Here is an 18,746-nt window from a genome sequence, read left to right as displayed (position 1 = left end):
ATGTGAGGCGGGGGCGCCTTTTTGGTAAAATGGAACCATGCAGGAAAGGAGAGGGAGTCATTGGGGATGAACGGTTACGATAAAGAAGAGAACGGTTACATCAAGGGGAATATTGATAACAGTACGGAAAAGAGCGGATACAGTAAGGAAAAGAGTGACTACAGTAACGTTCAGATCGGTGTTGACTATTATCCTGAGCATTGGGATGAGTCTCTGTGGGAAGAGGATATGCGTTTAATGAAGGAAACAGGCGTCCGGGTGGTCAGGGTTGCCGAATTTGCCTGGAGCCGGCTGGAGCCGGAGGAAGGGCGCTTTGAATTTGCCTGGCTCGACCGGGCGATTGACCTGTTGCACAGCTATGGTATGCAGGTTGTGATTGGAACGCCTACAGCAACGCCGCCGCGCTGGCTGACAACGGGCTATCCCGATGTACTGCCGATCTTTGCTGACGGGCAGATCTATCATCCGGGCGTGCGCGGGCACCGCTGTTACAACAGCTTGTCGCTGAAGCAATATGGCACACGCATTGTTGAGAAGCTGGCCCGCCATTACAGCGGACATCCTGCAGTGATCGGCTGGCAGACCGACAATGAGTTCGGGATGATCGACTGCCACTGCGATGCCTGCAATACGGCATTCCGCAGCTGGGTTCAGGACAAGTACGGCAGTCTGGAGCGGGTAAATGCCGAGTGGGGCACGGTAGTGTGGAGCGGGGAGTACAGTGACTGGGACGAGCTTACTGTCCCTTATGGAGGTTCAAAGTTCCAGAATCCCTCGCTGCTGCTGGATTTTCAGCGCTTCCAGTGGGATGCGGTGGTGAAGTTCCAGCAGACCCAGCTTGAGGTGCTGCGCGCCGAATGCCCGGGGCATTTCGTTACCCACAACTTCCACAGCTATCCGCAGCGGCTGGATATGTATGCGGTCGGTGCGGATCTGGATGTTGCGTCCTTTGATTATTATCCGAACACCTCGCCGGATAAGCAGGCGACAACTCCTTACAGCGGGGCGCTGTCGCTGGATGTCACGCGCGGAATCAAGCGGAGCAATTTCTGGATTATGGAGCAGCTCAGCGGGCCTCCGGGGTGCTGGATGCCGATGTGGCGGACGCCGTATCCCGGATTTATCCGCGCTTATGCGTGGCAAAGCATTGCCAGAGGGGCGGATACGGTTGTCCATTTCCGCTGGAGAAGCGCGGTTGCCGGCGCAGAGCAATATTGGCACGGGCTGATCGACCACAGCAATGTGCCGGGGCGCAGATTTAACGAATTTGCACAGCTGTGCAGTGAGGTGAATCAGCTAAGCAATAAGCTCAAGGGAACCGTGCTGCAGCATGAAGTGGCCATTCTGCATTCTCATGAGCAGAAGGTTGCGCTGGATATTCAGCCGCAGGCTGAAGGGTTCGATTACTATGAGAACATCAAGCTGATTCACCGGGCCTTGACGAAGCTTGGCATCGGATGCGATGTGATCCGCGCGGGGGAGCCGCTGGACGGCTATAAGCTGGTCATTGCGCCAAGCCTGTATCTGCTTGGCGAGGAGCTGGCGGCGCAGCTGGAGGAATACGCAATTGCCGGCGGCACGCTGATCCTGACCAACCGGACGGGCGTGAAGAACATGGACAATGTGTGCGTCATGCAGCCGCTGCCGGGCCTCCTGAGCCGCGCTACCGGAGTCTGGGTGCATGAATATGATCCAATCGGCGGCGCTGCCCATATAATCCGGGACGAGGCAAGTGATACCTTTGCCTGCAGCCAGTGGTGCGATCTGCTGACCCCGGTGACTGCAGAGCCTATTGCCTGGTATAACGATGATTTCTATGCCGGCACTCCGGCAGTCACGGTCAACCGTTTTGGCAAAGGCGAGGTTTACTACTTCGGCACCCAGGTCGAGGAACGCTACTGGTCGGGACTGCTTGGCAGTCTGGCCGGCAGGCACGGGCTCCGGCGCTTCGCGGGCCTGCCGGACGGCGTTCAGGCTTCTGTACGCAGCGGGGAGAACGGCAGCTTCCTGTTCCTGCTGAATCTCAGCCGGACAGAGCAGGCCGTCCCGCTGGACAACGATTACCGCTGCGCGTTTAGCGGAGAGGCGCGTTCCGGCCTGCTGCTGCTTGCTCCATACGGTGTTGAGATTCTGGAGCTGGAAGGGTAGCGTCCGGATACGGTTAATGTTAAAAGAGCCCAAGCCTGGTTATGTCGGGCGGGGCTCATTATGGATTATGGCCGGATCAAGCGGAGGGATGGCGTCTTCTGCCTTTGCTGCCGAGGCGCCGTGAAAAGGGGAGAGGAGCCGTTGGCGGTCTTCTTTCAGGGCTGGGGCTGGACTGCTGGACATCCTCTTCACCGCGTATAATAGCGAGCAAGTCATTCACACTGGTGATCCGGCTAATATCAACAGCCTTTCCGCTGCCTTCCTGGCCGGGCACCTTAAAGCTCCAACGTTTGGTATCCATTTTTGTTCACTCCTTAAAAGTTTTGTAGGATCGCTCCATTTGATATGACTGCGCAAAACTTGCCTCGGAAGCATAAACTTGAGTTTTGTAGGATCGCTCCATTGATACGGCTGCGCAAAACTTGCTTCGGAAGCATAAACTTGAGTTTTGTAGAGTAGCTTGGGTCTGACAACGCGGTCATCTTTTATATTTCCATCATATTCCCTGCTGCTTTTCTTGTATAATGAAGGGAAATGATGGAGGGCATCACTGCAAGTGATGGCTGCTTTTGGAGGGGGAGTACGGATTATGGATATAGGGCTTCTCAGAGTATTTCAGGCAGTGGCCGAGGAAGGAAGCATCTCCAAAGCGGCGCAAAGTCTGAGCTATGTTCAATCGAATGTGACGGCACGGATTCAACAGCTGGAGCAGGAGCTGAAGACACCGCTGTTCTACCGGCACAGCCGGGGGATCACGCTGACTTCAGCCGGACAGACCCTGCTTGAATATACAGTCCGGATCTTCAAGCTGCTGGATGAAGCGCAGCAGGCGGTTCTGGATTCGCCGGTTCCCAAAGGCTCCATTATGGTCGGCTCCGATACAACCGCTGCTGTCCGGCTGCCTGTTATACTCTCCGCCTACCGGAGCTGTTATCCTGACGTTGAGGTCCAGCTGCAGATCTGCAGGCCCTCTGAACTGATCGACGCTGTTCTGCAGCATACTGTCCAGGGCGCCTTCCTGGACGGACCGGTTGAGCACCCGGAGATTGTGCAGGAGCTGGTCATCAATGAGCAGCTGGGGCTGATTATTCCGGACAGCATGGACTACGAGGGCTTACAATCCATTCACGGGCAGACCCTGCTCATGCTGAATGCAGAGTGCCTGTACCGGATGAGGCTGGATGCCTGGCTCAGGGAGGAGGGCCTCCGGCTCGGCAAGGTGATGGAGTTCGGGACGATGGAGGGCTTGATGGCCTGCGTCAGGGCGGGGATCGGCTTTGCGGTGCTGCCGATCTCCTATTTCAGACGATGAATATCACCCAGGGGATCTCCTGCTACCCGTTCCCGGAAAGCTATGCAGAGGTGCCGACTGTATTCATCCGGCGGCGTGACCTGTATATGACAAGCGCCTTCCGCGAGTTCATCGAAGTGCTGAAGGTGCATCTGCCGGAGGCCGTCTTCAGCGAAGAGCTTTCTTCTGCCGGGGGCAGGCCGGTGGATGCCTGAGATAGACCGATGCCAGAGGCCTACCGACAGATGCTAATAAAGCAAGCAGGCCTCCGCTTCACGGAAACCGTGAATGCCGGAGATAAAGGAACAGGGCACCAGCCCCCGGGAAGTATCCGGGTACTGGTGCCCTGTTTTATTGTGCTTGTTACGCCAGTTACAACGCTCGGCGCGCAATGATTTTTGCACAGCATTCGATTTCAACAAGCTCATTCGTTGTCCCGCTTAGCGTAAGTATCCTCTGACTAAGTGGATTTTCATCACCTAATTTTCTCCCAGACCAGCGTTTTAGCAAAATAGTTGGAAAAAGCACACTTAATTATACCGAAATTGCCTAAGGTAAGGTTTTTCGGCTGAATTAAGTGACTTATTTCCACCTAATTACTCTAAACAGTACATTTTAATCTAATTAGATGGCGAAAATCCACCTAATTGGGTTTTGGATTATACTGGCGTGCTAGCCTCGGCAGGTATGCGCTTGTTTGTTTAGGCGTGAGCCCGTCTGAGGGCGGAGAATGCGATCCGTTGCCAGGGGCAGCCCGAAACAAAGGCACTTTTGCCTTTGAATCCGCCGAATCTCCCGAACCCGCTTAACACCAAGTGTGGCATCATTCCACTAGCTGCGCTGGTTCACCAAACACACTGTTTTTTCCAAAATTCAATCTGCCACAGTGCCGGTCAGTGCAGCCGCCGGAACTGATCCGGTGTTGTACCGGACTGCTTGCGGAAGGTGGCCACGAAGTGGCTGACATCGCGGAAGCCGACCAGCTGCGAGATGGTCTTGACGGTCATCGCCGGCTTGCTGACCAGTAATTCCTTACTCTTGCGGATCCGCAGGCGTACAAAATAAGCGTAAGGAGAAAGCCCGAAGGTCTGCAGAAACAGGCTGTTGAGATGGCGGCCGGACACATCAAGCTGTGAAGCAAGGTCATAAAGGCCGATAGACGGATCGCCGTAATGGCTGTCCATCCACTTCAGGAGCGGCTGGAGCTTATCGACATTCCGGGAGATGGAGGTATTGTTGTGCAGGTGCCCGTACTTGTTAAGCGTCAGCAGGAAGCGGTAGGCATCGGTGGACACGCCCAGGCTGAACATGTCTGCAGCAGCATCATGCCGATCCAGCATATCCTGCAGCATCCCGGTCAGCGGCGATTCATTCTCCCAGCGGTAAAAGGAATTCCTGTGCATGCCTGCAGATTCAAGTATGTGCCGGGATGAGCTGCCGCCGAAGGTGAGATAGTAAGTGCACCAGTTCTGTGACGAGAGCGCCTCATACCTGTGCGGAGTGCCAGGCAGCAGCAGGATTCCGCTGCCTTCGGACAGCGTAAGCTTCTTGTCCTCGAAATGGATGATCCCTTCACCGGAAGCCGTCTGCAGCCAGTGATAGACGTAATAGCCGTCCGGCCGCGAAACTTTTTCCTGGTCAGGATTATAGCCCATGCTGTCCAGTGTAATTGGCAGATGCTCCCCGCCTTCGCGGGCGAATACAATTCTGCGCGGGGGTGAAGATAACAATAAAGGTCACCTCTGTGTAATGCCATATTATTATATGTTATGGCGCGAATTTTATATTTATAGCGGTAAGTTTAAAGGTTAAACTAAGTATATACTTATACTATAAAGGAAGTGCGATACGTGATCAACAATAAATTACCGAAAATCTGGTACGGCGGTGATTATAATCCCGAGCAGTGGGATGCCCCGGTATGGGCAGAGGATGAACGGATGTTTAAGCTGGCCGGGATTGATGTAGCGACGATTAACGTCTTTTCCTGGGCCATGATTCAGCCTTCTGAAGATACATATGATTTCTCGGAGCTGGATGAGCTGATGGACCGGTTATATAAAAATGGAACTTATGTCTGTCTGGCTACCGGTACAGGAGCACATCCGGCATGGATGGCACACCGCTATCCTGAAGTAACCCGGGTCGATGTCCAAGGCAGAAAGCGTAGATTCGGCGGCCGCCATAACTCCAATCCGAACAGCCCGGTGTACCGTAAATTTTCTGCTAAGCTTGCAGGCAAGCTGGCTGAACGCTATAAGGACCATCCAGCGCTGCTGATCTGGCATATTTCGAATGAATACGGCGGTTATGATTATTCCGAGCAGTCTGCAGCGGCCTTCCGGGTCTGGCTGAAGGACCGTTACGGCACGCTGGACGGGCTGAATAAGGCATGGAATACCAAGTTCTGGGGTCATGTCTTTTATGACTGGGAAGAAATTGTGGTGCCGAATGAGCTGAGTGAGGAATGGAACGGGAACCGTACCAACTTCCAGGGCATTTCCCTGGATTACCGGAGGTTCATGTCTCACAGCCTGCTGGAATGCTACAAGCTGGAGAAGGAGGCCATCCGGGAGCACAGCCCTAATATTCCGGTAACCACCAACCTGATGGGCTTCTATCCGGAGCTGGATTATTTTGAGTGGGCCAAGCATTTGGACGTTATCTCATGGGATAACTATCCGGCGCTGGATACTCCGGTAAGCTTTACGGCGATGACGCATGATCTGATGCGCGGATTGAAGAACGGCCAGCCGTTCATGCTGATGGAGCAGACCCCGAGCCAGCAGAACTGGATGCCGTACAACTCGCTCAAGCGCCCGGGCGTGATGCGTTTATGGAGTTACCAGGCGGTAGCGCGCGGGGCGGACACCGTGCTGTTCTTCCAGCTGCGCCGCTCCATCGGTGCCTGCGAGAAGTACCACGGTGCCGTTATCGAGCATGTCGGCCACGAGCATACCCGCGTTTTCCGGGAATGTGCAGAGCTCGGCCGGGAGCTTGAGCTGCTTGGCGATGAGTTGCTGGATGCAGTCAGCGCGGCGCAGATCGGGATCGTCTATGACTGGGAGAACCGCTGGGCCCTTGACCTCTCGAGCGGACCGACCGTTGCCCTTGATTATGTAAAAGAAGTGCATAAATATTATGATGCGCTCTACCAGCAAAATATTGAAGCCGATATCATCGGTGTGGAAGAAAATCTGTCCAGGTACAAAGTGGTAATCGCACCGGTAATGTACATGGTCAAGCCGGGCTTTGCCGCCAAGGTTGAGGCTTTTGTCAAGGCAGGCGGTACGTTCGTGACCACCTTCTTCAGCGGGATCGTCAATGAAAATGATCTGGTTACCGTAGGGGGCTATCCGGGAGAGCTGCGCAATGTGCTCGGCATCTGGGCGGAGGAGATCGATGCGCTGCTGCCTGAGATGAGCAACGAAATCGTAATGAGCAGTGACTGGGGAGCATTAAGCGGCACTTACAGATGCAATCTGCTCTGTGATCTGATTCACTCTGAAGGTGCAGAAGTGCTGGCCCGCTACGGATCAGACTTTTACAAGGGCATGCCGGTATTGACCGCGAACAGCTTCGGGGAAGGCAAAGCTTATTATGTGGCTTCCAGTCCGGAAGCCGGCTTCCTGCACGGCTTCCTCACGAACCTGTGCCAGGAGAACGGCATCAAGCCGCTGGTAAAGGCGCCGGATGGCATCGAGTCCGTTCAGCGTGTGAAGGACGGTGTATCGTATCTGTTCCTTCTGAACCACAAGGAGGAGGAGCTTGGCGCGGATATCGGGACAGCGGAGCGCACCGATCTGCTTACCGGCGAAATCTACAGCGGCACGGCCATTGTTCCGGGCCGGGGTGTTCTGATTTTGTCGGATAAGAAGTAAGCTGAATCTAAGAATTTGGATATGCAAAAACCGGCAAATTTCCTGATATGGAAGCTTGCCGGTTTTTTTATATGAATGACCGCTGAAATGGGAACGCTACTCGGTAAATGAACCGAAATCCGTAATCTTCAGATCATATTTAAAGCTGATCCGGGAGCGGCTGAACGTTTCGTCCCAATGATCCTTGACCTTTTTCCATGCCCGAGGCTGCTGGATGCTGAGCACTTTTGAAAATTCGGCCACATCCGCTTTGTAATCCTGCTGCAGCTTGCCGATCATATGCTCCATCATCTGCTTTAGCTTGTCCTGGAAAATCTTAGTAGATCTTTTCGTATTTTCATCTGAAGACAGAATGCTTGAAGTGCTCCATGTTTCAATCAGCCGGCCCTCTGTCTCAATGGACACCTCAAACAGAATCTCATCTCCCTCAGTACGGGCCTTGATTTTGCTTTTCAACGCTTTCATTTCATAGGTCATCGGCTCATTGTCCCAGTCATAGGCTTTGATGACGCCGGTATTACCCTTGCCGGTCAGCCAAGAGAGACATTCAGTGTCTTCCTGGCTTAGATTGCCAACCCAATGTCCTGAGTCTCCCTTAACAACCGCTGCTCCGGCAAACTCGGTCTCGCCATCTGCAATAACCAGATTCTGCAGCGCAAAGCTCCGCTTGGCGTGCATGAGCGCGTCTAGCTTGGACAGAATGACCGGACTCATCACTTTACTTGTTCTGCCCTGATTGACGAGCATCTGCTGGATGTGAAAGGAGGGGATTTCTTCATTGCGTTTGGAGACAAGCGTCTCCTCTGCCCGGCCCTGACTGATAAAAACCATGCTACTGGGGCGGATGTCATTGTCACGGAGTACAAAATCCGTCAGCTGCTCTATCGACTGCTGCTTCAGCAGCTCAGCGGAGATGACGATGACTTTAAGATGATGCCCGACAATCGGACGTTCGTTCCTTATGGAGAACTGGCGGAAAATCTCAAGCACAGAATCCCCGGTACCCGAGACATTATGGTAAGGCGTGCCCTGCTGCCCCCCCTGCTGCCCCCCCTGCTTGTTTGAATTTCCTGTAGTCTTCACCGGTACAATCTGGACTGTTGCCGTAATCTTATTTTGCTTGGAATATGATATTCCTTTATCCTCCATCTCCTGCTCCGCCTTGTTCAGCTTTCCCGTATCAAGGGCCAGGCCGGTATAAAGCGCCAAATCCTCGATTTCCTTGCTGCTCCAGCATCCGGTCTGGGTGGCAGTAAGCAGGGAAAGACAAAGGATCAGCGGTAGTAGCCGCCTATACATGCTGCTTCAGTCCTTTCGTGCGGATAAGCCAGATAATGGAGAGCAGCACAGGCAGCAGCAGAAACAGTACAAGCCCCATTCTGCCAATGAAATCCCCCAGACTGAACACTTCATTAACGGTTTTGGGAATCATCGCCGAGATGAAAATGACTGGAACCAGCATATAGATCACCGGATGAACCTTCAGCCTGAAGATCTGGGAAAGGCCCAGCGAGGCCTGAAAAAAGAAGCTGCAGAAGTTGCAGAACATTTGCATCAGCCAAATAACCATCAGCGGAAATTCCATGCGCTCAAACAGAAAGCCGCGGATTTCAAAGCTGCGGATCAGGTCGATCGTCGGCCAGGTGCTTGTAATAGCAGAATCAATGGAAATCCCACCGATGACCATGACTACTGTCAAAAGATACAGCCCGACCGGAATGCCGATGCCGATCAGCATTGTTTTTACCGCCTGCTCCGGCTTCTGCATAAACGCCACAAGCATCAGGACGACTTCACAGCCGCTATACACCAGGACGGTTGATTTCAGGCCATGAATAACAGGTAAAATCCCGTTTCCGAGGACAGGACGCAGATTGTCGAGATCGAACAGCCGGAAGCTGAGCCCATAGCAGATCATCAGGATCATGATGCTGATCGGGAATACGATCTGAAACACTCTGGCGATGGAATTGATACCGCCGTATACAAGGTAGGTTCCCGCCCAGATAAAAGGCAGGACAACTGCCCAGATGGGCGTGCCCTCCAGCAGGAAGAACAGCGTGACCTCCGCCAGCGAACGGATTTCAAAGCCGGCCAGAATCAGAAAATAAAGAATCAGCAGCAGGCAGAGCACTGCACCGGGCACCCGGCCGATAATTTTGCCCGCGTACTGGAAAATGGTTTTGCCGGGAAACTGCTGGCTGATCTTTACCATCAGGGTAACCACGGCCATCACGATGATGCCGCCAAGCATGACTGACAGCCAAGAATCCGGGGTCTTTACAGCTTGGCTTACGCCCCGCGGCAGGGTCAGAATCCCTGCGCCAAGCACAGTGTTATTAAGGAATACGGCTGCTTGTGTAGAGGTAATTTTGTCATCTGTACGGGTGAACATCGCATGCTCCTCTCTTGCAAGGTATTTATGACTTCCTTCTTTTATCCTGTGTCTTCATCATAATCGGCCTGCGCTTCATGAGACTGAGCGGTGAGCGGAAGAACAGATCCTTCCAGTCACTAAGCCGGAAAGGGGATACTGGTGTAAGGTAAGGCACACCGAAGCTTTTCAGCCTGGTGAGATGGCTGCAGATCAGCAGGAAGAACAGAATTGTACCGAACATCCCCAGAATGGAAGCCAGTCCCATTCCAACAAAACGGAGCAGCCGGAGTGTAAGTCCGGCGCTGTACATCGGGATGGAGAAAGATGAGATAGCGGTGACCGCAACGACAATGACCAGAAACGGACTGACGATCCCTGCATTTACGGCGGCATCGCCGATAATCAGACCGCCGACGATGCCCATCGCCGGTCCGACCGGTTTGGGCAGCCGGATGCCGGCTTCACGCAGAATCTCGATGGAAATCTCCAGAATCAGGACCTCGATCACGGACGGAAAGGGAACGCCTTGCCGGGTCTCGATAATGGACAGTGCGAGCTCCGTCGGAATCAGCCCGGGATGAAAGGAAATAAAGGAAATATACAGAGCCGGAGCCATCAGCGCCAGAAAAGTGGCCGCAAAGCGCAGCATCCGGATCAAAGAGCTGGGCAGCCAGCGCTCATAATAATCCTCAGGCGACTGGAGCAGCATGCTGAAGGTTACCGGAACAATCAGTGCGAATGGCGTACCGTCCAGCAGAATGGCAATCCTGCCCTCCAGCAGGGCATTGATTACCCGGTCAGGGCGTTCAGTATTCTGCACCTGCTGAAAAGGGCTCAGATAGTTATCCTCGATCAGCTGCTCGATAGAACCGGATTCCGCCAGAAAATCAATATCCAGCTTGCTGATGCGTGTCTCTACTTCCTTGAGCAGCTCCGGGTTCACAATGTCCTTTATGTAGGCCAGGACTAGATCCCTCTGTATCCGGGTGCCCACCCGGTATGAGATCATCTCCAGCTGATCATTGAGGCCCTGGCGGCGCAGGATGGAGGTGTTCACACTCAGCACCTCCGAGAAGCCGAGCCTTGGCCCGCGCAGCAGCGCTTCCGACACCGGCTCGCCAAGTGTACGGTCAGTGCTGGCGGGAGGCTCAATCAGCAGTCCCTGCGGCAGGCCTTCAACCATCAGCCCGGCATGTCCGAACAGGACAGACTGGATGAACATGGTCAGATCGCTGGCCTCCCTGAGCTGGCTGAAGGGCAGCCCCGCCCCCGCTCCTGACATTCCTTGAGCCGACAGGGACTCGGCGGTCGCTTCAAACATCAGATACTGCAGAATCTGCAGGTTTAGCTGCCGGTCATCCTGCATGCCGTCAACGAAAATAAGCACAGCCTGGCTTTCCAGCCGGGTCATGGTAAATTCCTTGAAATGAAGATCGGAGTTTCTGCCGATGGTATCCTTAATGTATTTAAGGTCGGCAGCGTAGTCGCCGCTGAAGCCTTGGGGTGCCGGGGCAGGACTTCCGGCCGGAACAGCAGCTTGTCGTTGGGACGGCTTCCCGTTTTTTGTACCTGGTGATTCCACGGCTCTGCCGCTGCCTGTCAGCGCGTATAGTCCTTTATACAAAAGATGAACCAGGAGGGGAAACAGCAGGGCTACGCCTGCCTGGCCAAACACTGCCCAGCCCGGGATATAGGACATTATAGTAGCAAGCAAAGGGATCACCCGACTTTTCTGGAGTAGACAGCTGTGTATATGAAGTTTTCCAAAGACTGCTTCAATTTAGTCATTTCTGCTAAAAAATATGTGCAGCGCAAAAAAAAGAGGCTGGCTCCCTTTCAGGATCCCATCCTCTTTACTGGCTTATTTGCCGGCGGAACCGGCTTCAGCTGAACTGTCAGTGCCGCTCTGGCCGTTCTCGGATCCGGGAGCGCCGCCCCTGCCGCCTCCGCCGAAACCGAAGCCGCCTGAACCAACCGTAATTTTCACTGCTGTGGCAGTATCTGTCTGAAGGGTGTATTGGATAACATCATCAGCCTTGAGATCCGTAAGGGTGAATGCGGTCTCCTTCTGCTGCCCGTTCTCATAGGTAACAGAGACATACTCCGTATCGGCGGTAACGGTAATGTCAATCGTCTCCTCCGAGAAATTTTGCATCATGCCGCCCATGCCGCCCTGGCGTCCGGCCTCACCGCTTTGTGCGCCGCCTTCGGGCGGAGTACCTTGCTGGCCGTCAGCTTGTTGTCCGTCCTTGCCGCCCTCCGGCGGTGTGCCTTGTCCGCCTTCACCGTTATTCTGCGGCCGTCCTTCCGGCATTTGCGCGGTATACAGGGTGATGGTGCTGCCGCTGATGCTTTTGATTTTACCGATATTCATTCCGGCCCTGTCCATGCCGTCCGGTCTTTGCCCGCCCGTTCCAGGCTGAACGGCATTACTGTTTGTCCCGGTTCCGGCGTTTTGGCTGACGGCAGAGGGGGAGGCTGTATGTCCGCTCCCGGAGCTGCAGCCTGCCAGCAGAACGGCGGCAATCAGGCCGCTGGCCAGCATATAAGGGACATGCTTTTTCATGTTCAATTCTCCTTTAAATAGAACTCTCAACTGAATTTCGAGGTTACTATAGCAGATGTTCCTGAAAGCCGGCTTAAAGTCGAGATACAGTAATCTCCGGGGGAAGCGGTGAAACAATTGTTATATAATGAAGGGTAGAATGCGGGAAACACAGAGAACTATTTTAGAAAAGAGGAGCACATGACAACTTTACTGGTAACAGGCTACCGTGCGCATGAGCTCGGGATTTTTGACAATAAGCATCAGGGCATTCCCTATATCAAAAAAGCGCTGGAAAACCGGCTCATCCCGCTGATCGAGGACGGTGTGGACTGGGTGATTACGCCCGGACAATACGGTGTGGATCTCTGGGCCTGCGAGGTTGTACTGGAGCTGAAACGGCTGTATCCGCAGCTGAAGCTGGGGATCATAACCGCCCATGCCAATCCGGAAGAGAAGTGGAAGGAGGACAAGCAGAACGAATACCGGCGGATTGTGGCGGGAGCGGATTACTACGGGGCAGTCAGCAATGCGCCGTATGACGGGAGCTGGCAGTTCAGGGCCAGGGATGAGCTGCTATTCCGCAAAAGCGATGCCATTCTCCTGTTCTACGATGAGGAAGCGGCTGAAGGCAGCGGCAAATTTATGAAGGAACGGGCGCTGAAGCTGCATGCGGAGAGTGACTACGGGTTCTATCTGATGCTGGCGGAGGAGATTCAGAATATTGCGGATGAAGAGAGCCGGAGTGATTATGAGTAGCACCTTTTAACCGGAAAAAGAGAGGAAGGATCGGGTGTGGAAGCATTGGAGACGCAGGAGGATATTTGTTATGTCATTCTGCTCAGTCCCACGGAGCAGGACCGCAGGGATATGGAGATTATCCGTGCGCATGTAAGGCATCTGCAGAAGCTGGAACACAGCGGACAGCTGGTGCTGTGCGGCCCGTTCAGCGATTGTCCCGGCGGCATGGTCATTATCCGGGCGGCTTCACGGGAAGAAGCCGTCCGGATTGCCGAACGTGATCCTTATGTCACTACCGGCATCCGTAGCTATGAGCTGCGTACCTGGGGGCTGTCCCATGCAGGCAACAGGCACATGGGCATAGCTGCGGAGTAAGCGGAGCGTTGCCGGGCCGCGTTAAATGAAGCTGCGCAGTGAAGGCGGCTTGCGGACTTTATAATGCTGCTCGTAGGCATAGGCCAGCTTGATCAGCAGCGGCTCCTGATAGGCCTGCGCCGAGAACGTTACCCCGAACGGGGCGCGGCCGAGGTGTAGCCGGAAGGGACAACGATGGACGGGTAGCCTGATCTTGAAGTAATTCTCGCGCCAAAATCGGCCGGGAACAGCAGCGCATCCAGCTGGTGCTCCTTCATGGTTGCGTCGATCCCCAGCTCTTTGCAGAGCCGCAGATCGGTGGCCCGGTCGCGCAGGTAATTCGGCTCAGTCAACGTGCCCGAGGAAGTGTACTCGGCATCAATCAGGGTTGATTGTCCATAGCGCAGCGTCTCCTGCGGATGGGCATGGTTGAAGTCGATAATGTCCTTCAGCGTCCGCATTTTTGCTCCGGGTCCGAGGTTGGCCAGATAGGCATTCAGAGAGGTCTTGAATTCATTTAATACTACAGAGGAATATTTAATCTCGCGCGCGGTACGGATATCAGCCGGATCAATAATGATTGCCCCAAGCTCGCGCATCTTCGCTACAGAGGCGTTGAAGAGCGCCAGCTGTTCCTCCGTCAGCTCTTCAAAATAATAATCCCGCGGAATCCCGATCCGTGCCCCCTTCAGCCCGTCCGGGTCAAGAAAAGCGGTATAGTCCTCATGCACCCTGCCGGTGCTTGTCCCCATAGCAGCATCGCTGTCATCCCGGCCGAGCATGGCGTTCAGCAGCAGAACGGCGTCGCGTACAGTTCTGCCCATCGGGCCGGCCGTATCCTGTGTGTTCGACAGCGGCAGAATGCCGGAACGGCTGAGCAGGCCGACGGTCGGCTTGATGCCTACGATCGAGCCGAGATTGCCGGGATTAAGGATCGACCCCGATGTTTCAGTGCCCACTGACACCGTGCAGAAGTTGCAGGCAACGGCGACGGCGGATCCGGCGCTGGAGCCCCCGGTCGGCGTAGAGATATTATAGGGATTCAGCACCTGTCCGCCGCGCGAGCTGTAGCCTGAGGGCATTCCGTTCGTCATGAAATTGGCAAATTCCGTCATGTTGGCTTTGCCCATAATAACAGCTCCGGCGTCGCGCAGCTTCTGCACAATGAAGGCATCCTCGCCGGCAAAAGAATCCGCCAGCGCCAGCGACCCGGCGCTGGTATGCATTTTATCCCCTGTATTGATGTTGTCTTTGAGCAAGACCGGAATGCCGTGCATCGGGCCCCGCGGCCCCTGCAGCGAACGTTCCCTATCCAAAGCTTCGGCGATGAACAGCGCATCCGGATTGATCTCCAGCACAGAGTTGATCGTCAGGCCGTTTTTGTCATGCTCGGCAATGCGCTCGTAATACATGAGAACCAGCTGCTGTGAAGTGATTTCTCCGGCGGCAAGTGCGGTTTGAATTTCCGGAATGGTAGCCTCTACAATTTCAAAACTCATGCGGGTCCACGCTTCTTTCTCTCTTTGGATTGGTTGGTCTTCCCTTCATCTAACCATAGATTGCAGCGTGTAGATAGAGTGAATTGCAGTTTTGTAACGGCGGACAGCCCAATTTTGGTGTATAATCCCATATAAAGTTTATACGGGAGGATTACATTGTGAAGAAGTGGGGAAAAGGTATACTGGCTGCATTGATCGCGGTTAGCCTGGCGGGCTGTGCGGATGGCGGTGCGTCAGAGAAGCAGGAGAAGGAAGCGGAGAAGCTGATAGACAGAATCGCTGAAGCGGGCGGTTCGCTGAACAGCTATGTACAGGAGTCGCATTCCCGGATATCAACCGGCATATCACCGGATACTAAGGCTGCCGAGTATACCTCCGAGACAACAACAACGTCTGAGTACATTCTCGACCCGCTGCAGATGCATCAGGCCGGCTCGATGATCATAGGAGATAAGGAACCTGCGGATACGGAGTCGTATTTTACGGATGACGGCTATTATATGTTATTGGAGGGCTTGTGGCGGAAGATGCCTGACTCTTTTCTGGAAGATTTGAAGCTAACGGTGCAGGTGCAGTCCAGTCCTGTACGGCGGATGGAGATGCTCAAGACGATTCTGCCTTACGTGACCGTATCGGAGACAGGAGAGGAATATATCCTGAGCGCACAGCTGTCCGGTGACCAGACGAAGGATCTGGAGGACTTTTACAAGCTTCAGTACAGCAGTGAAGAACTGGCTCTTCAACAGCTTGAGCTGCTCAAGAGCATGAGCCTTGAATACCGCGTAGATAAGCAGACGTACTGGCCGACGGGAACAACCGAAGAGCTGGTAATCGAAGAAATGCTGGACGGGGAAGGAACATACAGGGAAGTGAAGCAGGAGGCTACCATGAGCAAGTATAACACCGTTAAGGATATTGTGATCCCCGAGGAAACGCTGACGGCTGCGGAGTAGGTGGGGAGGACAGGCATGCCGACGAAAAAGACGCTACAAATTCCGTTCCGTTGAAAGTGCATCCGGGCAAGCGGTAGACGTCGGGTAAAAACCAAAAAACCTGTACCCCGCAGCAACCGCTGCAGTGTACAGGTTTTTTGATGCCTCGCAGCGGAGATTTAGTTCCCCGCCGGACGGAACCCTTCTTCCGCCAGATACTCCTCGGCTTCATCGCTGGTTTCAAAAGCCATCTCCAGCTGCAGACCGGCGTAGAGGTACCACAGATCCTCTTCAAATCTGAGGCTCAGCGTGTTGCCGTCAGCGTTAACCCAAAGGGACTCTGCGCCGGCAGCTGCCGCCGCTTTTTTCTTACGTTTGCTTGGTGCAGGAGCCTCCGGAATATACATCGACAAGGAGGCGATGGAAGCCTCGATCAGCCCGCGCAGCTCAGCTTCGGAATAGTCGCGGATATTCACCAGCCCTTTGCCGTCTGTTTCGTAGCCCCGTAGCAGACCGGCATAAACAAAGCCGTTGCCGTTCGGATGCAGATGGGAGGCGACGGTCTTTTTCTCATGCCGGCTTCCCTCGAAATGGTAGTTCACCCGGCCAAGCGAGACATTTCTCCGCTCAAGCTCAGGGTAGGAATCAAAGATCGCTAATTTTTGTTCAAAAGTAAGCATAGACAGCCTCCGGTTCACGGTTCATCTTAATGTAAAGCCCGTGCAAGTGATTATACCATGTACGCAGGCTGCGGTACTACTGCTTCACCCGCGTGGTACCATTGCTTCCGGACCTGCACGGACGTTAGGGCTGAAGCGGCAGCGTGAGCACAAACGTACAGCCTTCAGCCGGAGGTTCGCCGAGCCTGAGGCTGCGCCCATCGCCTCAGCCAGCAGGCGGCTGAAGGTCAGGCCGAGCCCCAGGCCGCGCAGCTGGCTCTGCTTGCTGCTGCTGCGGAAGAAGGCTTCGAACACCCTGTCCCTGATATCCGGGGATATGCCAGGTCCGTCATCCGTGATGCAAATCTCCGCATATCCCTGTGGAATCATGTTGAGCTTAACCGTCAGCTGCAGCGGCTCTCCCGCCGGTGCGGCCTGCACGCTGTTGTTCAGCAGATTGACGATAATCTGCTGGATGCGCAGCGGATCACCCCGCACATACAGCGGCTTCTCCGGCAGCTCAAGCACCGGCTCACTCACCTCTTCGGCCTGTGTCAGCCTCCACTGGTAGATGATTTCCGACAGGAGCGGAACAACGTCTATCCGGTCATGACGGACAGCAACGATGCCGGCGGTCAGGGCGTTGTAATCCAGCAGATCTGCGACCATGCGCTGCAGCCGGCCCGCTTCCTGCAGGGCGATGTCTAGGAATTCATCTGCCTCGTCCCCCTCAACGACACCTTCCCGCACGGCGTGGACCAGTCCTTTGATAGAGGTGACCGGCGTCTTCAGCTCATGGGATACTCCGGCCAGCATGACAGCCCGGGACTGCTCGAACTGTTGCAGCTTGCCGGACATCTCCTGGAAGGAGACAAGCAGTTCATGAATCTCCCGCTCTTTGGCTCCTGTATCCAGAATGATGTTATATTCACCGCTGCTGATCTGCGAAGCGGCGGCGGCTACCCGCTGGATCGGTTTGGCCAGCTTGCCGGATAACAGATAGATGGTCAGCCAGCTGAGAATAATCAGGAACAGAACAATGATGGAGAAGAAAATAATCTCCTCCTGCGGAATATGCCGTAGAGAGCGTTTGGACTGAAGCACGATAACCTGCCCCAGTGTCTCGCTGCCTTCCCGGATCTGGGCAACCGCGGCCTTGAATTCCGGACTGCGGGCATCAGTCATGGTATCGTTAAGCTTGTAATGCATCTCTTCCTGGGTCAGCGGCGGATCGGAGAACAGCAGCTTGCCCGCCGGGTCTGTAACAATGACGCACATTTCCAGTGATACCTTGAAGAACCGCTTCCGGTCTTCGACAAGCTTGGCCAGCGTCGGGCTGATCTGCATCGTCCCGTCGCTGCTGACGCTGCGGTCGGCAATTTCCTGGGCCAGCAGGCCGGTCGTCTGCATCCGGTTATTCATCGCTTCCTGCTGAATCCACCAGAAGGTCAATAGCGCCGTCAACAGCAGCCCGGTGCTGATAATGATGATGTAGCGGAGCGTCCAGTAGGTGAGAATGGAAGTGCGTTTCCGCGGTTTGGTTATTCGGTCCATAGCTGATACCCCGTCCCGCGCAGGGTGCGGATTTCCCCTTCTGAAGCAGGCCAGTGCGAGAGTGCCTGCCGCAGCCGCTTGATCGACAGGTCAACAGCTCGGTCACTGCCGTCATAGTCCATCTCCCACACCTGCTCAATCAGCTGGTCCCGGGTACAAATCTGGTTTGGTCGTTCAGCCAGAAACAGCAGCACGGACATGTCGCGCGGGCTGAGGTTGACCTCGGCCCCATTCAAGAAGATGCTGCGTGCGCTGAAGTCAACGAACAGGCTGCCGAAATGGCGCTTGCCGCTGCCGTCAGACCACTGGGAAGGGCGGCGCAGCACCGCATTTACACGGGCGACGACCTCCTCGGGAATAAACGGCTTGGACATATAATCGTCCGCACCGCCGTCAAGCCCGGCCAGCCGGTCCTTGATGCCGTCCCGGGCAGTCAGCATGATGACCGGGCAGCTGCTGATTTTGCGGATCTGGCCCAGCAGCTCGAAGCCGTCCATTTCCGGAAGCATAATGTCTAGCAATATAAGAGAAGGAGGCGATACCCCGAACGCTTCGAGTGCCGTCCGCCCGTCGGCGGCACGGGTGACGTGGTAGCCCGCTTTTTTCAGGTAGGCGCTGAGCACGCGGGCAATGGCTTCTTCATCTTCAACAATCAGAATGGATTTCATGTCATAGCCCTCCTTTTGCGGACTGAACAATCGGAATTACTTAAAATCACGACCATTTTACCACATTCCACCGCAGGCTGCTTCGACTTATTCCCGA

At 54.6% G+C, this 18,746-nt stretch carries 17 protein-coding genes and 1 pseudogene; 7 read left to right on the top strand and 11 right to left on the bottom strand.

The features are described 5' to 3' along the window. The first annotated feature begins 66 nt into the window (after positions 1-66). Positions 67-2,148 carry a beta-galactosidase gene (locus tag AWJ19_RS04310; protein ID WP_082707696.1) on the top strand — a complete coding sequence of 694 codons (2,082 nt, stop codon included), beginning with the start codon at positions 67-69 and terminating at the stop codon, positions 2,146-2,148. A 76-nt stretch (positions 2,149-2,224) separates the two neighbouring features. Here the strand turns inward: AWJ19_RS04310 and AWJ19_RS04305 are convergent, their stop codons facing one another. Further along, positions 2,225-2,449, bottom strand: coding sequence for a hypothetical protein (locus tag AWJ19_RS04305; protein ID WP_068721848.1), 225 nt, complete (start codon positions 2,447-2,449; stop codon positions 2,225-2,227). 288 nt (positions 2,450-2,737) lie between these two features. Between AWJ19_RS04305 and AWJ19_RS04300 the strand changes: the two genes are divergently transcribed. After that, on the top strand, positions 2,738-3,460 hold the full coding sequence (locus tag AWJ19_RS04300; RefSeq protein WP_068721847.1) for a LysR family transcriptional regulator: 723 nt from the start codon (positions 2,738-2,740) through the stop codon (positions 3,458-3,460). Then, a complete protein-coding gene (locus tag AWJ19_RS36240; protein ID WP_068721846.1) occupies positions 3,457-3,654 on the top strand; it encodes a hypothetical protein in 198 nt (65 codons plus the stop codon). The genes AWJ19_RS04300 and AWJ19_RS36240 overlap by 4 nt, the downstream gene beginning before the upstream one ends. Before the next feature lie 33 nt (positions 3,655-3,687). Here AWJ19_RS36240 and AWJ19_RS34550 read toward each other — a convergent pair whose 3' ends face one another. Further along, positions 3,688-3,867 carry a hypothetical protein gene (locus AWJ19_RS34550; RefSeq protein ID WP_128083494.1) on the bottom strand — a complete coding sequence of 60 codons (180 nt, stop codon included), beginning with the start codon at positions 3,865-3,867 and terminating at the stop codon, positions 3,688-3,690. Between the two features lie 465 nt (positions 3,868-4,332). Continuing rightward, positions 4,333-5,169 carry an AraC family transcriptional regulator gene (locus tag AWJ19_RS04290; RefSeq protein ID WP_068721845.1) on the bottom strand — a complete coding sequence of 279 codons (837 nt, stop codon included), beginning with the start codon at positions 5,167-5,169 and terminating at the stop codon, positions 4,333-4,335. Positions 5,170-5,289: 120 nt separating this feature from the next. Here AWJ19_RS04290 and AWJ19_RS04285 point away from each other — a divergent pair, with 120 nt between their 5' ends. Beyond that, the gene (locus AWJ19_RS04285) at positions 5,290-7,320 is read left to right on the top strand and encodes a beta-galactosidase (RefSeq protein ID WP_068721844.1); all 2,031 of its coding nucleotides are present in this window, start codon (positions 5,290-5,292) and stop codon (positions 7,318-7,320) included. Positions 7,321-7,416: 96 nt separating this feature from the next. On the opposite strand, the gene AWJ19_RS04280 is transcribed toward AWJ19_RS04285, so the two are convergent. From AWJ19_RS04280 to AWJ19_RS04265, 4 genes are all read right to left on the bottom strand, one after another. Beyond that, positions 7,417-8,619 carry a Ger(x)C family spore germination protein gene (locus AWJ19_RS04280; RefSeq protein ID WP_068721843.1) on the bottom strand — a complete coding sequence of 401 codons (1,203 nt, stop codon included), beginning with the start codon at positions 8,617-8,619 and terminating at the stop codon, positions 7,417-7,419. Continuing rightward, complete coding sequence (locus tag AWJ19_RS04275) at positions 8,612-9,715, bottom strand: GerAB/ArcD/ProY family transporter (RefSeq protein WP_068721842.1); 1,104 nt, start codon at positions 9,713-9,715, stop codon at positions 8,612-8,614. Before AWJ19_RS04275 ends, AWJ19_RS04280 begins: the two co-directional genes overlap by 8 nt. A gap of 25 nt (positions 9,716-9,740) precedes the next feature. Then, entirely contained in the window at positions 9,741-11,411 is a 1,671-nt protein-coding gene (locus tag AWJ19_RS04270) for a spore germination protein (protein WP_068721841.1), read from the bottom strand. A 147-nt stretch (positions 11,412-11,558) separates the two neighbouring features. After that, a complete protein-coding gene (locus AWJ19_RS04265; protein WP_068721840.1) occupies positions 11,559-12,263 on the bottom strand; it encodes a proline-rich domain-containing protein in 705 nt (234 codons plus the stop codon). A 180-nt stretch (positions 12,264-12,443) separates the two neighbouring features. Here AWJ19_RS04265 and AWJ19_RS04260 point away from each other — a divergent pair, with 180 nt between their 5' ends. Both AWJ19_RS04260 and AWJ19_RS04255 read left to right on the top strand, forming a co-directional pair. Continuing rightward, positions 12,444-13,001 (top strand): DUF1273 domain-containing protein, encoded by a 558-nt coding sequence (locus AWJ19_RS04260; protein WP_068721839.1) that lies wholly within the window; start codon positions 12,444-12,446, stop codon positions 12,999-13,001. A 36-nt stretch (positions 13,002-13,037) separates the two neighbouring features. Then, a complete protein-coding gene (locus AWJ19_RS04255) occupies positions 13,038-13,358 on the top strand; it encodes a YciI family protein (protein ID WP_082707691.1) in 321 nt (106 codons plus the stop codon). A 21-nt stretch (positions 13,359-13,379) separates the two neighbouring features. Here AWJ19_RS04255 and AWJ19_RS04250 read toward each other — a convergent pair. Then, positions 13,380-14,836: pseudogene (locus AWJ19_RS04250) on the bottom strand (amidase family protein). A 158-nt stretch (positions 14,837-14,994) separates the two neighbouring features. Between AWJ19_RS04250 and AWJ19_RS04245 the strand changes: the two are divergent. After that, the gene (locus AWJ19_RS04245) at positions 14,995-15,789 is read left to right on the top strand and encodes a DUF6612 family protein (RefSeq protein ID WP_068721838.1); all 795 of its coding nucleotides are present in this window, start codon (positions 14,995-14,997) and stop codon (positions 15,787-15,789) included. A 158-nt stretch (positions 15,790-15,947) separates the two neighbouring features. Here the strand turns inward: AWJ19_RS04245 and AWJ19_RS04240 are convergent, their stop codons facing one another. The 3 genes from AWJ19_RS04240 to AWJ19_RS04230 form a co-directional block, all read right to left on the bottom strand. After that, on the bottom strand, positions 15,948-16,448 hold the full coding sequence (locus AWJ19_RS04240; protein ID WP_068721837.1) for a hypothetical protein: 501 nt from the start codon (positions 16,446-16,448) through the stop codon (positions 15,948-15,950). Between the two features lie 84 nt (positions 16,449-16,532). Further along, on the bottom strand, positions 16,533-17,981 hold the full coding sequence (locus tag AWJ19_RS04235) for a HAMP domain-containing sensor histidine kinase (protein WP_068721836.1): 1,449 nt from the start codon (positions 17,979-17,981) through the stop codon (positions 16,533-16,535). Continuing rightward, a complete protein-coding gene (locus tag AWJ19_RS04230; RefSeq protein WP_068721835.1) occupies positions 17,969-18,649 on the bottom strand; it encodes a response regulator transcription factor in 681 nt (226 codons plus the stop codon). Before AWJ19_RS04230 ends, AWJ19_RS04235 begins: the two co-directional genes overlap by 13 nt. Positions 18,650-18,746 lie beyond the last annotated feature (97 nt).

The sequence above is a fragment of the Paenibacillus sp. DMB5 genome (genome assembly GCF_001517085.1).
Taxonomy (GTDB): Bacteria; Bacillota; Bacilli; order Paenibacillales; family Paenibacillaceae; genus Paenibacillus_AQ.
Note: the sequence above shows the minus strand (reverse complement) of the source record. Positions and strands in the feature narration are given on the sequence as shown.

What these genes read in the sequence shown, in the direction of transcription:
- AWJ19_RS04300 (WP_068721847.1), top strand. Translation starts at nt 2,738, where the DNA reads ATGGATATAGGGCTTCTCAGAGTATTTCAGGCAGTGGCCGAGGAAGGA.
- AWJ19_RS04260 (WP_068721839.1), top strand. Translation starts at nt 12,444, where the DNA reads ATGACAACTTTACTGGTAACAGGCTACCGTGCGCATGAGCTCGGGATT.
- AWJ19_RS04305 (WP_068721848.1), bottom strand. Translation starts at nt 2,449, where the DNA reads ATGGATACCAAACGTTGGAGCTTTAAGGTGCCCGGCCAGGAAGGCAGC.
- AWJ19_RS04310 (WP_082707696.1), top strand. Translation starts at nt 67, where the DNA reads ATGAACGGTTACGATAAAGAAGAGAACGGTTACATCAAGGGGAATATT.
- AWJ19_RS04265 (WP_068721840.1), bottom strand. Translation starts at nt 12,263, where the DNA reads ATGAAAAAGCATGTCCCTTATATGCTGGCCAGCGGCCTGATTGCCGCC.
- AWJ19_RS04275 (WP_068721842.1), bottom strand. Translation starts at nt 9,715, where the DNA reads ATGTTCACCCGTACAGATGACAAAATTACCTCTACACAAGCAGCCGTA.
- AWJ19_RS04235 (WP_068721836.1), bottom strand. Translation starts at nt 17,981, where the DNA reads ATGGACCGAATAACCAAACCGCGGAAACGCACTTCCATTCTCACCTAC.
- AWJ19_RS36240 (WP_068721846.1), top strand. Translation starts at nt 3,457, where the DNA reads ATGAATATCACCCAGGGGATCTCCTGCTACCCGTTCCCGGAAAGCTAT.
- AWJ19_RS34550 (WP_128083494.1), bottom strand. Translation starts at nt 3,867, where the DNA reads ATGAGCTTGTTGAAATCGAATGCTGTGCAAAAATCATTGCGCGCCGAG.
- AWJ19_RS04240 (WP_068721837.1), bottom strand. Translation starts at nt 16,448, where the DNA reads ATGCTTACTTTTGAACAAAAATTAGCGATCTTTGATTCCTACCCTGAG.
- AWJ19_RS04280 (WP_068721843.1), bottom strand. Translation starts at nt 8,619, where the DNA reads ATGTATAGGCGGCTACTACCGCTGATCCTTTGTCTTTCCCTGCTTACT.
- AWJ19_RS04230 (WP_068721835.1), bottom strand. Translation starts at nt 18,649, where the DNA reads ATGAAATCCATTCTGATTGTTGAAGATGAAGAAGCCATTGCCCGCGTG.